This is a genomic window from Geobacter sp. (assembly GCF_027327745.1).
Taxonomy (GTDB): domain Bacteria; phylum Desulfobacterota; class Desulfuromonadia; order Geobacterales; family Geobacteraceae; genus Geobacter.
The window spans coordinates 153,229-166,241 of sequence record NZ_DAHVYG010000033.1 but is presented as its reverse complement, the minus strand read 5'-3'; the positions used below and the strand labels follow the sequence as shown (position 1 = coordinate 166,241).

General features: G+C 57.5%; 14 protein-coding genes. All 14 read left to right on the top strand.

Translation table 11 applies throughout. From position 1 onward, the window contains the following. The first annotated feature begins 2 nt into the window (after positions 1-2). The 14 genes from M6689_RS07240 (at position 3) to rpmF (ending at position 12,996) form a co-directional block, all read left to right on the top strand. Positions 3-620 carry a DUF448 domain-containing protein gene (locus M6689_RS07240; protein ID WP_298269635.1) on the top strand — a complete coding sequence of 206 codons (618 nt, stop codon included), beginning with the start codon at positions 3-5 and terminating at the stop codon, positions 618-620. Continuing rightward, positions 598-3,180, top strand: a complete 2,583-nt coding sequence (gene infB / locus M6689_RS07235) for a translation initiation factor IF-2 (protein WP_298269633.1) — start codon at positions 598-600, stop codon at positions 3,178-3,180. Before M6689_RS07240 ends, infB begins: the two co-directional genes overlap by 23 nt. A 63-nt stretch (positions 3,181-3,243) precedes the next feature. Next, on the top strand, positions 3,244-3,600 hold the full coding sequence (locus tag M6689_RS07230) for a ribosome-binding factor A (protein ID WP_298269728.1): 357 nt from the start codon (positions 3,244-3,246) through the stop codon (positions 3,598-3,600). Further along, positions 3,593-4,543 carry a bifunctional oligoribonuclease/PAP phosphatase NrnA gene (locus tag M6689_RS07225; protein WP_298269631.1) on the top strand — a complete coding sequence of 317 codons (951 nt, stop codon included), beginning with the start codon at positions 3,593-3,595 and terminating at the stop codon, positions 4,541-4,543. Before M6689_RS07230 ends, M6689_RS07225 begins: the two co-directional genes overlap by 8 nt. 3 nt (positions 4,544-4,546) lie before the next feature. After that, a complete protein-coding gene (gene truB, locus M6689_RS07220; RefSeq protein ID WP_298269629.1) occupies positions 4,547-5,464 on the top strand; it encodes a tRNA pseudouridine(55) synthase TruB in 918 nt (305 codons plus the stop codon). Between the two features lie 110 nt (positions 5,465-5,574). Further along, positions 5,575-5,841, top strand: coding sequence for a 30S ribosomal protein S15 (gene rpsO / locus M6689_RS07215; protein ID WP_298269626.1), 267 nt, complete (start codon positions 5,575-5,577; stop codon positions 5,839-5,841). 240 nt (positions 5,842-6,081) lie between these two features. After that, positions 6,082-8,175: a polyribonucleotide nucleotidyltransferase gene (pnp, locus tag M6689_RS07210; RefSeq protein WP_298269623.1), complete on the top strand. Its 2,094-nt coding sequence runs from the start codon at positions 6,082-6,084 to the stop codon at positions 8,173-8,175. A 52-nt stretch (positions 8,176-8,227) separates the two neighbouring features. Then, positions 8,228-9,484 (top strand): pitrilysin family protein, encoded by a 1,257-nt coding sequence (locus tag M6689_RS07205; RefSeq protein ID WP_298269620.1) that lies wholly within the window; start codon positions 8,228-8,230, stop codon positions 9,482-9,484. A gap of 7 nt (positions 9,485-9,491) precedes the next feature. Beyond that, positions 9,492-9,941, top strand: a complete 450-nt coding sequence (gene dut, locus M6689_RS07200; protein WP_298269617.1) for a dUTP diphosphatase — start codon at positions 9,492-9,494, stop codon at positions 9,939-9,941. Positions 9,942-9,958: 17 nt separating this feature from the next. Continuing rightward, on the top strand, positions 9,959-11,062 hold the full coding sequence (locus M6689_RS07195) for an aminopeptidase (protein WP_298269615.1): 1,104 nt from the start codon (positions 9,959-9,961) through the stop codon (positions 11,060-11,062). Between the two features lie 4 nt (positions 11,063-11,066). Continuing rightward, entirely contained in the window at positions 11,067-11,678 is a 612-nt protein-coding gene (locus M6689_RS07190) for an L-threonylcarbamoyladenylate synthase (protein WP_298269613.1), read from the top strand. A 1-nt stretch (position 11,679) separates the two neighbouring features. After that, positions 11,680-12,039 (top strand): hypothetical protein, encoded by a 360-nt coding sequence (locus tag M6689_RS07185; protein WP_298269611.1) that lies wholly within the window; start codon positions 11,680-11,682, stop codon positions 12,037-12,039. A 221-nt stretch (positions 12,040-12,260) separates the two neighbouring features. Beyond that, positions 12,261-12,800, top strand: coding sequence for a DUF177 domain-containing protein (locus M6689_RS07180; protein WP_298269608.1), 540 nt, complete (start codon positions 12,261-12,263; stop codon positions 12,798-12,800). A gap of 13 nt (positions 12,801-12,813) precedes the next feature. After that, on the top strand, positions 12,814-12,996 hold the full coding sequence (gene rpmF / locus M6689_RS07175) for a 50S ribosomal protein L32 (protein ID WP_298269606.1): 183 nt from the start codon (positions 12,814-12,816) through the stop codon (positions 12,994-12,996). The last annotated feature ends 17 nt before the right edge of the window (positions 12,997-13,013 follow it).

The following is a 13,013-nucleotide window of genomic DNA, read 5'->3' as shown; positions in this document are numbered from 1 at the left end:
AGATGCCGCGAACCGCACCACAGAGGACATGCCTCGGTTGTCGTGAAGCGCGCGACAAGGGTGAACTTCTCCGGTTCGTCCTCTCGCCCGAGGGTACCCTGGTGCCGGACGTCATGGCAAAGCTCCCCGGCAGGGGCGCATACACATGTTTCCGTCGCTCATGCGTTACGAAGGCCGTCGAACGGAGGCAGTTCTCCCGGGCCTTCAGAAGCGAGGTAACAGTGCCGCCCGCGGGAGAACTCGCGGCACAGATAGCCGCTCTCCTCATGGAGCGGGTTGCCTCCTATCTTGCACTTGCAAACAAAGCGGGCAAGATCGTCTCAGGAAGCGACATGGTCATGGAGCGGCTCCGGAGGGGTGGCGGTCTTGGTCTTGTGCTGCTTGCTTCCGATATCTCCGGGGATATCGGCGAGAAGGTTTCGTATCTTGCGGAGCGCGGTGGTATCCCCTGTTTGCGCATGCTCGATAAGGACCGTTTCGGCGGGCTTCTCGGCAAGGGGTTGAGAAGCGTGGTGGCAGTGATTGAGAGCGGTTTTGTCCAATCAATACTTAACGAAGTGAAACGATACGGTAATTTCCTTGATGGGGGTGCGGTGGATGAGCAAGATCCACGTATATGAACTGGCCAAGCAGTTGGGAATCGAGAATAAGGAGCTTATTGCCAGACTCAAGAGTCATGGCATTGAGGTGAAAAGTCACATGTCGGTCCTTGAGGACGACGATGTCAGAAAGGTGACGGCTCCTGCGCCCCCCAAGGCGGTTTCCGCCAAGGAGCAGGAAGAGGTCCGCGTAACGACAACGGTTATCCGCCGTCGTCCGAAAGTGGCGGAAGCCCAGCCGGAAGAGCCGGCTGTCCCGGAAGCGGTGGCGGCAGCTGCCGTGTCGGTTGAGGCAGCCGCCCCCCCGGCGCCTGCAAAGGCGGTTGAGCCGGCACCTGCGGTTCCGGCTGAGGAAGCAGCTCCAGTTCCCTCGGCACCGGCTGAAGCACCCCCTGCACCGGCGGAGGCGCCCGCAGAAGTGCCGACCGCCACTCGCGCCAGGATCCTGGGCCGGGTGGAGCTTCCCGGCATTACCACCAAGCCCGCCGCCCGGCCAGCGGAGAAGCGGGAGGTCGTCATTACTCCGCCGCGCAGGAAGGAAGAGCGGCCAATTGCTCCGGCCCCCTCCGAGCGGCCGGCACCAGCACCATCGGCTGAGCTGAAGAAAGGTGCTCGCAAGAAGGAGTTTGCCGAGGTTCCCGTGGAAGCGGCACGGGGCGGAAAGAAGGGTGGAGCGCCCGACAAGAAGAAAGAGGTGTTCAAAAAGGCGGAAATGCTGGAACGCCGTGAGCGGGTGTTCGAGCCGGGGCCCAAGGCGGGCAAGGGAAAGCGGCGCGAAAAGGAGCAGGTGAGTATCGGCAGGAAGACCGAGATTACGGTTCCGAAGGCCATCAAGCGAATCATCAAGATTTCCGAGTCCATAACCGTTGGTGAACTCGCCAAGCGGATGGGAGTTAAGGCGACCGATCTGATCCGGGTCCTCATGAAAATGGGGATGATGGTGACTATCAACCATCCTCTCGATGTGGACACCGCCACGCTGGTCGCCGGCGATTTCGGCTACGAGATCGAAAACGTCGCCATCGATGTTGACGAAATGCTCGAAGCGGTGCCCGATGCGCCGGAGAGCCTGCTGAAGCGTCCGCCGGTGGTTACCATCATGGGACACGTCGACCACGGCAAGACCTCGCTCCTTGACGCAATCCGTGAAGCGAACGTCATTGCCGGGGAGGCAGGCGGCATTACCCAGCATATCGGCGCCTACGACGTCGAGCTGAACGGCCGCAAGATAACCTTCCTCGATACGCCGGGCCACGAGGCGTTCACCGCCATGCGTGCCCGTGGAGCAAAGGTCACCGATATCGTTATCCTTGTGGTTGCCGCCGACGATGGTGTCATGCCCCAGACCCGTGAAGCGGTGAACCATTCGAAGGCTGCCGGCGTGCCGATTATTGTCGCCATCAACAAGATCGACAAACCTGAAGCAAAGCCGGAGCGGGTCAAGCAGGAGCTCATGGAGCTGGGTCTCGTATCCGAGGAGTGGGGTGGTGACACCATTTTCGTCGAGGTTTCGGCCAAGAAGCGGATCAACCTTCCCGAGCTCCTGGAGATGGTGTTGCTGCAGGCCGACGTCATGGATCTCAAGGCCAATCCCAACAAGGAGTCCCGTGGCACCATCGTCGAGGCCAAGTTGGATCGCGGCCGCGGTCCGGTGGCGACTGTTCTCGTCCAGGAGGGTACCCTCAAGACTGGCGACTTCTTTGTGGCCGGCGTGCACTATGGACGTGTTCGGGCCATGCAGAATGACCGGGGAGAGAAAGTCCAGGTGGCGGGGCCGTCGATGCCGGTGGAGGTCATCGGTTTCACCGGGGTTCCCGATGCCGGCGATGTCTTCATCGGGATGAACGACGAGAAGCGTGCAAAGGAGATAGCTTCCTACCGCCAGCAGAAGCAGAGGGAGACCGAGCTCGCCAAGCACAGCAAGATGTCGCTGGAGCAGCTGTACGACAAGATCCAGAAGGGAGAGGTCAAGGACCTCAACGTTATTGTCAAGGCAGACGTTCAGGGGTCTGTGGAAGCGGTTGCCGAATCGCTTCGCAAGCTCTCCACCGATGCCGTGCGCCTTAATGTCATCCACTCTTCCGTCGGGGCGATCACCGAAACCGACGTCAACCTCGCCACCGCATCCAGCGCTATTATTCTCGGCTTCAACGTTCGTCCGGAGCCGAAGGCATCGGCCCTGGCAGAGAAGGAAGGGGTCGACGTTCGCCTTTACAACATCATCTACGATGCGGTCGAGGATATCAAAAAGGCGATGGAGGGGCTTCTGGAACCGACCCTTCGCGAAAAGCACCTCGGCCGCGCCGAGGTCCGCGAAGTATTCTCCGTCCCCAAGGTCGGCAACGTGGCCGGCTGCTACGTACAGGATGGCATCATGAGGCGTAATGCCCAGGTGCGGCTGCTGCGCGACAACATCGTGATTTACGAAGGGAAGATGTCCAGCCTTCGCCGCTTCAAGGAGGACGTGAAGGAGGTGGCCACCGGTTACGAGTGTGGGATTGGCCTCGAGAACTACAACGATATCAAGGTCGGTGACATCATCGAGGACTTCGAAATCGAAAAGGTGGCAGCGACGCTGTAGTAAGGAAAGACTGGAAAGCATCGGGCCACGGGTTCAGCCGTGGCAGATGGCGCAGGTTTATACATGCATAAACGTTCTGACAAGGTGGCCGAGGCAATTCACGAGCTCGTCTCAGCTTTGCTGGTCAAGGGGCTCAAGGATCCCCGCGTCGGTTTTGTGACCATTACCGCGGTCAAGGTCACCGATGACCTCCATCTGGCAACTATTTATTACACGGTCATCGGAACCGATGAAGAGAAAAAGGCGACGCGTCACGGCCTCACAAGTGCGGTAGGTTTCATCCGCAAGGAAATCGGCAAGGCGCTCCGGATGAAATACGTCCCTGATGTCGTCTTCAAATACGATGAATCGATTGAGTACGGCAGCCGTATCGACAAGCTTCTCAAGGAAATCGGCACGGCGGAAGGTGAGCATGATTGAATGCATAATCGGAGAGATCCGTGCCAACAAGAGCTTTCTCGTAACTACCCATGAGAGTCCGGACGGGGACGCAGTCGGTTCGTCTTTGGCCTTGGCTGCGTATCTGAGGCGACTCGGCAAAGATGTCACGATTCATTTATGTGATCCCGTTCCTGATCTGTATGCTTTTCTTCCGCTTGCCGACACGGTGGTCCAGAATCTCCCCGATCGCGACTTCGATGTCTGCTTTGTTCTGGATGTCGGCGAATTCAGCCGGGCAGGGCGGCAGGTGACGGAGTGCAGAAGGATCGGTTCGTTCATTAATATCGACCATCATCTCACCCGTGACAATTTCGGCGCCATCAATTATATCGATCCGTCCGCAGCTGCGACCGGCGTGCTCGTCTATCGCATCATCAAGGCAGCAGGTGACAGCATCGATTACGAGATCGCCATTTCGCTTTATACCGCCATCATTACCGACACCGGCTCCTTCCGGTACTCCAATGCCAATCCCGAGGCCTTCGCCATCTCCGGCGAGCTTGTGGCAACGGGGATCAATACGTGGTCCATAGCGGAAAAGCTTTACGAGAGCCAGCCGCGCCAGCGGCTGGAGCTCCTGGCCCTTGCGCTCTCCACCCTCACCATATCGGAACGGGGCGACTTCGCATCAATCACGGTTACGCTCGACATGTACCGGCGGACCGGGGCCTGCGCAGAACTGACCGACGGTTTCGTCAACTACCCCCGTTCCATTTGCGGGGTCGAAGTGTCGGTCTTTTTCCGCGAAATCAACTCGGGGCTCTTCAAGGTCGGTTTCCGTTCCAAGGGAAAAGTGGATGTCTCGAGCCTGGCAGCCACCTTTGGGGGCGGCGGACACCACAACGCTGCCGGCTGCACGGTTGCCGGCACGCTCGATGAAGTGCGGCACAAGGTTTTCGCCCATCTGGAGCAGGCTCTCTGATCGATGGACGGTTTCATTGTTCTGGATAAACCTGTCGGCATTACCTCCCACGACGTTGTTTCGGTCGTTCGCCGCACCCTGCGTCAGAAGAAGGTCGGACATACGGGCACCCTCGATCCCTTCGCCACCGGTGTACTGCCGGTTGCTCTCGGGGAAGGGACCAAGGCCATCCCTTTCCTCGATGAGGGGATGAAGGAATACCGGGCAACCATGGTGCTCGGTGCTGCCACCGATACGCAGGACTGCACTGGAACCGTAATCCGCCGGGGGACGTGGGAAGATCTCGTTCCGGATCGAATCGTAGCGATCATGAAATCTTTTGTCGGGCGACAGAGCCAGCTCCCGCCCATGTTTTCCGCCGTGAAGCAAAACGGTGTCCCCCTTTACAGGCTTGCCCGCAAAGGGGAAGAAGTGAAGCGGTCGCCCAGGGAGATCGAGATCTACTCGATTGCCGTCGATGTTGTCGATCTGCCGCACGTAACGTTCACCGTCTCGTGTTCGCGGGGGACGTACGTGAGGACCCTTGCCAACGACATCGGCGAGGCGCTGGGGTGTGACGCCCACCTCACGGCACTTCGCCGGACCCGCAGCGGTCCGTTTGCCATTGATCGGGCCCTGTCGCTTGACGAGTTCAGCCGGATCAGTGAAATGGGGGAAGTCGGGAACCATATCACTCCTCTCGGCGAAGCGCTTGGTCATCTCAGAACTTTGTTACTGGGGGATGAGGGGAGTGTGCGGATTCGGCACGGCCAAGTCCCCCGGCCGACCGATTTTGTCTCTGTGGTCGGCGAAGTGGGGGCAGGAGAGCGTTTCCGGCTCATGCACGGCGACCGTCTTCTTGCCGTTGCGGAAAGTCTCAGTTCGACGTGGAGTGAGGATTCGAAAAACCTCAGGCTTATCAGGGTTTTTAACGAGGTTTAGCTTTACAGCCCCAAGGGTTTGTGATAGAAAGGTTCACTGTTGCAAAGCCGATGGCATTAAACATAATGATCCATGATCGTACTACAGTAATGGAAGGAGGTGTTCAGGACGTGCTGGTAACGGATAAGAAAAAGGAGATTATCTCCTCTCACAAGCGTCACGACAGCGACACGGGTTCCCCGGAAGTGCAGATCGCTCTTCTCACCGAGCGTATCATCTATCTGACGGACCACTTCAAGATCCACAAGAAGGATCATCATAGCCGTCGCGGCCTTCTGAAGATCGTCGGTCAGAGAAGGCGGCTTCTCGATTATCTGAAGAAGAAGGACGTCGAGAGGTATCGGGCGATCATTGAGAAGCTCGGCATTCGTCGTTAAGAAGGGGCAGTATACTCCTCAGGGGTATATTGCCTCTCCTTTTTCACCTCTGTCCCCGTTCCGCGACTGGTGCCGTCTTGCCAGGCCATGGCGGACGGGGATCAATTTACAGGTTCGACACCGGTATGGGCTTCGCGGCCCATTTATTTTTGTTGGGGGCGTGGATTGAGGCACCAAGACCTTTGGTGATTCGATCGACGGCCCCAACGAAGCAATCCAGGCTCAGGAGGCCAGAGAGAAATGAATGAACAGAGAGTAAGTGTGGAGTTGGGTGGAAGGACCATAACCATAGCCACGGGCAAGATGGCCAAGCAGGCGAGCGGTTCGGTGGTGGTCAGCTGCGGCGACACCATGGTGCTCGTGACCGCGGTGGCGGCCAAGAGTGCGCGGGAAGGACAGGACTTCTTCCCGCTTACCGTGAATTACCAGGAGAAGGCGTATGCCGGCGGGAAGATTCCTGGCGGCTTCTTCAAGCGGGAGGGGCGTCCCACCGAAAACGAGACCCTCACCTGCCGCTTCATCGATCGTCCCATTCGCCCGCTTTTCCCTGAAAGCTTCCTCAACGAGACCCAGATCATGGCGACGGTCATCTCGGCCGAAGAGGACAACGACCCCGGCATTCTCGCGATGATCGGCGCTTCTGCGGCACTGGAAGTTTCCGACATTCCGTTCCTCGGTCCGATCGCCGGTGTCAAGGTTGGGCGCGTCGACGGTCAGTTCGTCTGCAATCCGACCGTCGAGCAGCAGAAGAAGAGCGACATGGAAGTGGTCGTGGCCGCAAGCCGTGACGCCGTGATCATGGTTGAGGGAAGCGCCGCCGAGGTTTCCGAGGGCGATCTGCTGGAGGCGATTTTCTTCGGTCACGCCGCGGTTCAGCCGCTCATCGAGGCCCAGGTCCAACTCCGCACCATGGCCGGTGTTCCCAAGCGGGAGGTGGTGGCAAACTCCGCCGACGAGACCCTCAAGGCTCGCGTCAAGGAGCTCGCCTACGCCAGCATCAAGGATGCGGTGCGCATCAAGTCGAAACAGGAGCGCCACAACCGGATCGATGCGGTGACGGCTGAAACCCTGGCCGCTCTGGCCGGAGAGTTCGAAGGACGTGAAGGGGAGATCAAGGCGGTTCTCGGCGACTTCGAATACGAGCTTGTCCGTGAGCACATCCTCAAGGATGGAGAGCGGATCGACGGCCGTGACACCAAAACGGTTCGTCCGATTACCTGTGAGGTCGGCATTCTTCCCCGCGCCCATGGCGCCGCACTGTTCACCCGGGGCGAGACCCAGGCCCTTGTCGCCGCCACCCTCGGCACGGCGAGCGACGAGCAGCGGATCGATTCCCTCTTCGGCGAGAGCAAGAAGCGCTTCCTCCTTCACTATAACTTTCCGCCGTTCTCCGTGGGTGAGACGAGCATGCGGCTCGCTCCGGGACGCCGCGAGATCGGCCACGGGATGCTTGCCGAGCGCGCGCTGGAACGGGTCCTTCCGAAACATGAGGATTTCCCCTACACCATCCGGATCGTCTCCGACATCCTGGAGAGTAACGGTTCCTCCTCTATGGCTTCGGTTTGCGGCGGCGCCCTTTCCATGATGGACGCCGGCGTGCCGATCAAGGCCCCGGTTGCCGGTATCGCCATGGGGCTCATCAAGGAAGGTGATGACGTCGCCATCCTCTCCGATATCCTGGGTGACGAGGATCACCTGGGCGACATGGACTTCAAGGTTGCCGGCACTGCAGGAGGGGTGACCGCCATCCAGATGGATATCAAGATCACCGGGGTTACCCGCGAGATCATGGGGAACGCCCTCGCTCAGGCGAAGGAAGGGCGTCTGCACATTCTCGGCAAGATGGCCGAAACCCTGGCCGCCTCCCGGGCCGAGCTCTCCCCCCATGCACCGCGCATCACCACCATCTGGGTCAAAACCGATAAAATCCGCGACGTCATCGGTTCCGGAGGGAAGAACGTCCGGGGAATCACCGAGGCGACCGGCGTCTCGATCGATATCGAGGACACGGGCCGGATCAATATCGCCAGTACCAGCAAGGAAGCCTGTGACAAGGCTATCAAGATGATTCGCGACCTCACCGCCGAGGCGGAGGAGGGGAAACTTTACATGGGCACCGTCAAGAAGGTCATGGACTTCGGTGCATTCGTGGAGATTTTCCCCGGCACGGACGGTCTCGTCCATATCTCCGAGCTCGACACGGAGCGGGTGAAGAACGTCACCGATATTCTCAAGGAAGGCGACAAGGTCCTCGTCAAGTGTATCGGCATCGACAAGCAGGGCAAGATAAAGCTGTCCCGTAAGGAGGCCTTGGGGGCTGTTCTCTCCGAATAACCAGGGATTGGGGTTGCTGGTAAACTCTTCCTTTCAGGGTATAGTCTTATCCATGGTCAGTAAAACGATTCTCGATAACGGTGTTCGGATCATATCCGAGTACATGCCGCATGTACACTCCGTCTCCATCGGGATTTGGGTTGCCAACGGCTCCCGCCACGAACGGCGGGAGCACAATGGTGTCGCCCATTTCATCGAACATCTGCTCTTCAAGGGGACCGAGCGTCGCACCTCCCTCGATATCGCGCGGGAGATCGACTCGGTGGGAGGGGTGCTCAACGCTTTCACCAGCCGTGAGTACGTCTGTTATTACGCCAAGGTCCTCGACAAGTTTCTCCCTAAGACCGTCGACCTTCTCGCCGATATCTTCCTGTATTCCACCTTTGACCCCGAAGAGATCGAGAAGGAGCGGAAGGTTGTTCTCCAGGAAATCAGCATGCTGGAGGACACTCCCGATGATTTCATTCACGATCTCTTTCATCGCAGTTTCTGGCAGGGGCACCCGCTGGGGATGTCGATCCTCGGAAGCGTCGACAGCATCGTGGGGCTTACCCGCGATGCCATCCTCTCTCACAAGGATTCAAAGTATCGCTCGGACGACATTATCATCTCGGTCGCGGGCAATGTTCGCCATGAGGAGTTGCTCTCCCTTCTCGAAGGGCTCTTTGGCCGGATCCCCGGAGGAAGCGGCCGTGACTTCTGTCACCTCCCGACTTACGAGAAACGGGTGGAAATTGTGGAGAAGGACCTGGAGCAGATGCACATCTGTCTGGGAACCAGGGCGCTTCCCCAGAATCACCCGCGGCGCTTCGAAGTCTATCTCATCAACACCATTCTCGGTGGCAGCATGAGCTCCCGCCTCTTTCAGGAAATCAGGGAGCGTCTGGGTCTCGCCTATTCGGTCTATTCCTATGTGGTATCCCATACCGATGCCGGATCGCTGGTCATTTACGCCGGAACGGCCCCTGACAAGCTTGACGATGTTCTTGATATCACCGCTGCGGAGTTGAAGCGTCTCAAGAGCGAGCCGGTAAGCCAGAGCGAGCTTGACGCATCCCGTGAACAGATCAAGGGAAACATGTTGCTTTCCCTTGAAAGCACCGATAATCGCATGACTAAACTGGCAAAGAACGAGATTTATTTTGGCCGTTACATGCCGCTGGCCGAGCTCACCGACGGATTCGACGCCGTTACTCCAGAGGGGATTCAGTCCCTTGCCGGAGAGATTTTTGACGAGCGTTATCTGACGCTTGCCCTCACGGGGAGAGTCGAAGGTAAGCGGTGCGAACCGTCACGCCTTGTCCTGTAGGTCTGCCGTGAATCGCTGCCTCGTCAAAATACGCCATGTTCGTCCCGGTCACCACGTTCCGCTTCCCCGTTACATGACCCAGCACGCCGCAGGGATGGACCTCTGTGCCGCTCTCGATGAAGAAACGACGCTTCTGCCGGGGGAGCGCCAACTGGTTCCTACCGGCATCGCCATCTCACTTCCGGACGGTTATGAGGCGCAGATTCGTCCCCGAAGCGGACTTGCGCTCAGGCACGGCATAGCGCTCGTCAATTCGCCGGGTACCATCGATCCCGACTATCGTGGCGAAATAGGAGTTATCATCATCAATCACGGTACTGAGCCATTCGTGGTGAGACCGGGCGAACGGATTGCACAGATGGTCTTTGCGCCGTTTGTCCGTGCCGAGCTGAGCGAAGTGACCGAGCTCGACGATACTGGCCGGGGTACCGGAGGATTTGGCCACACCGGCACCTGAACGGAGAGGGGGTATCAATGAACGATCCGCGTGTACGTCAGCTTGCCGAGGTTCTTGTCGGCTACTCCACCCGCGTCCGGAAGGGGGACGTGGTTCTCATCAATGCATCCGGCACCGAATGTATCCCGCTTGTGAAGGAGCTCTATTCCCTCTGTCTCGCCCGTGGTGCGAAATACGCCGAATATTCTTTCCAGATTCCCGAAATCGACCGCCATTTCTACAATTCCGCCACGAAGGCCCAGACTTCCCATTTTCCCCAGCACAAACTTGACTTCATGAAAGAGGTGTCGGTTTATATCGGCATTTCGGCGGGGGAAAACTCCATGGTGATGGCGCAGGCAAACCAGGCGAACATGATTGCCTGGTCGAAAACCACCCGCCCCATCGTTGACATGCGCGTGAAAAATACCCGGTGGGTCATTACCCGTTATCCAACCCACGGAGCCGCTCAGGAAGCCAAGATGAGCCTGGAGGAGTACGAGGATTACCTCTTTTCCGCCTGCTGCATTGACTGGCAGGCTGAGTCGCGGAAGCAGGAAAAACTCAAACGGCTCATGGATCGTGCGGAAACCGTGCGTATCAAGGCTTCGGACACGGATCTCTCGTTCAGCATCAAGGGGCTTGACGGGATAAAGTGCGACGGGCGATTCAATATTCCTGACGGTGAGGTGTTTACCGCGCCGGTTCGCGATTCCGTCGAGGGACACATTACCTACAACTGTCCGACCGTTTATCAGGGGAAGGAGTTCAACGGGATCCGGCTCGAATTCCGCAAGGGCAAGGTCGTAAAGGCGACTGCAACGGGGATGGATGATGCGCTCAACCGTATTCTCGACACCGACGAAGGTGCACGATACATCGGCGAGTTTGCCATCGGGGTGAATCCGAATATCCGGGAGCCGATGCGCAATATCCTGTTCGACGAGAAAATTTTCGGCTCCATTCACTTTACGCCGGGCCAGTGCTACGACGAGTGCGACAACGGCAATCGCTCCGCAGTACACTGGGACATGGTGAAACTTCTGAGGGGAGATGGCGAGATCTGGTTCGATAATCATCTCATCCAGAAGGACGGTCTGTTCGTTCACAAGGACCTTCTCGATCTGAACCCGAAGGGGTAAGAAGATGCTCTTCGCCGTCAATCCTCACAATCCTCAGCCACGGCTCGTTGCGAAGGTGGTGGAGGTCCTCAGGGGAGGCGGAATCATCGCCTATCCGACCGATACGACCTATGGCATCGGCTGCAGTATTTTCAATAAAAAGGGGATTGAGCGGATCTATCTCATCAAGCAGCGCGAGAAGAAAAAACCGTTTTCCTTCATCTGCTCCGACCTGTCCGAGGTTAGCCGCTATGCCAAGGTGAGCAACTATGCATTCAAGATCATCAAGCGCTATCTGCCAGGTCCGTATACTTTTGTCCTGGATGCCACTAGCATCGTCCCCGATCTTCTGGTGACAAAGCAGAAAACGGTTGGAATTCGCATGCCGGATAATCCGATTTGCCTCTCGATAGTGCGGGAACTCGGCCATCCGATTATCACCACCAGTGCAAACATCTCGGGGGAGGAGCCGATAGGCGACCCTTTTCTCGTCGATCAGGCGATGGGGAAGCAACTCGATCTGGTGGTGGATGGCGGGATTCTCTCCGCTGACGTAAGCTCCGTGGTTAGTCTGATCGGCGATGTCCCGACGGTGCTCCGCAAGGGGATCGGAGACGTGAGCTGGTGCGGTGGGTGAGATGAGGAAGCGCACTATCCGGGTCGGAATCTACTGCATAATCATGGCAGTAATCGTAGTTACCGCCTCCACGTTCTTCCATTCGGTGTTTGCGGCATGGCTGGGCCTTTCATCCTACACTGAAGTCCAGCTTGTTTATGACGGGCTGTTCTGGGGCGGACTCTTCGGTGGTGTCGGGGTGGTGATGGCCGTTGCAGGGCTTCTTGCGGGCGCACCGCGCGATTCTGGGCACTCCGTTCGCTTGACGCCGCATCTTATTGTGCTTGCCGCGGTGATTTTCATATTCGCTCTGCTTTTCTTCTCTTCATTCCATAATCCCGATACTCCGAGTCTGCGTCCGGGGGAAACAATAACAATCTGACTTTTCGCTTGATCCTACTCGCCCCCCTTTGTACACAGCACTTTATGCGAGCGTTCACAGGAAAATGTCGGGAAATGTACTTGCAAAATCAACGTGAATAAGGTAATGAAACTTATACGAGCCGCCTGAAAGGGCGGTTTTCGTTTTGCCTCATTTTGCTTGACAATCAGACCCCCATCTATATACTGGGGGGCTTCGGGCTCTGCCCGCGGGAAACCAGCGTGAAGATCAGGATTGACGAGATAATTGACCAGCCGAAACTTCTCGTTTTCGAGGAGTTGGCCGAAAGCTTTCCGACCCTGCAGGAATTGACCGATGCGGGCGAATGTGAGTTTTTGCGGCCTATTGCCGCAGAGCTCTCGGTTTGGCGCGAGTATGACCATATCCGGGTTCAAGGGAGTCTGGCCACCACGGTTCGCGTTAATTGTTCCCGTTGTCTCTCCGGGTTCGACTCCGATCTTCGATCAGCCTTTACCATGATTTACTTGAAGCGGAAGCAGGAGCTTCAAGATGAGGACGAGGTCGAACTGGGCGAGGAAGATCTGGTTTCCGTAGTATACGAAGGGGATGAGATAGACTTTGCTCCCGAGATAGCCGAACAGGTTATCATGGAGCTTCCTCTCAAGCCCCTTTGTCGAGAGAACTGTCTCGGTCTTTGCGCCACGTGCGGGACGGATCTCAATGCAGGCGAGTGCGGATGCGAGCGGGGATCGTTCAATATCAAGTTTGCTGCACTCAAGAATCTAAAGGTAGAAAAGTAAAAGGAGAAATACGATGGCGGTACCTAAGAAAAAGACCTCCAAATCCCGTAAGAACATGAGAAGGGCTCACGATTTTCTGACTCCTCCTGCCTCTTCGATCTGCCCCCAATGCAAGGAGCCGAAGCTCCCCCACCGTGCCTGCGCCTCCTGCGGCACATACAAAGGCAAAGAAGTGATCAAGTCGGGGGAGATCTAGTCGGATCTCCTCCTCGT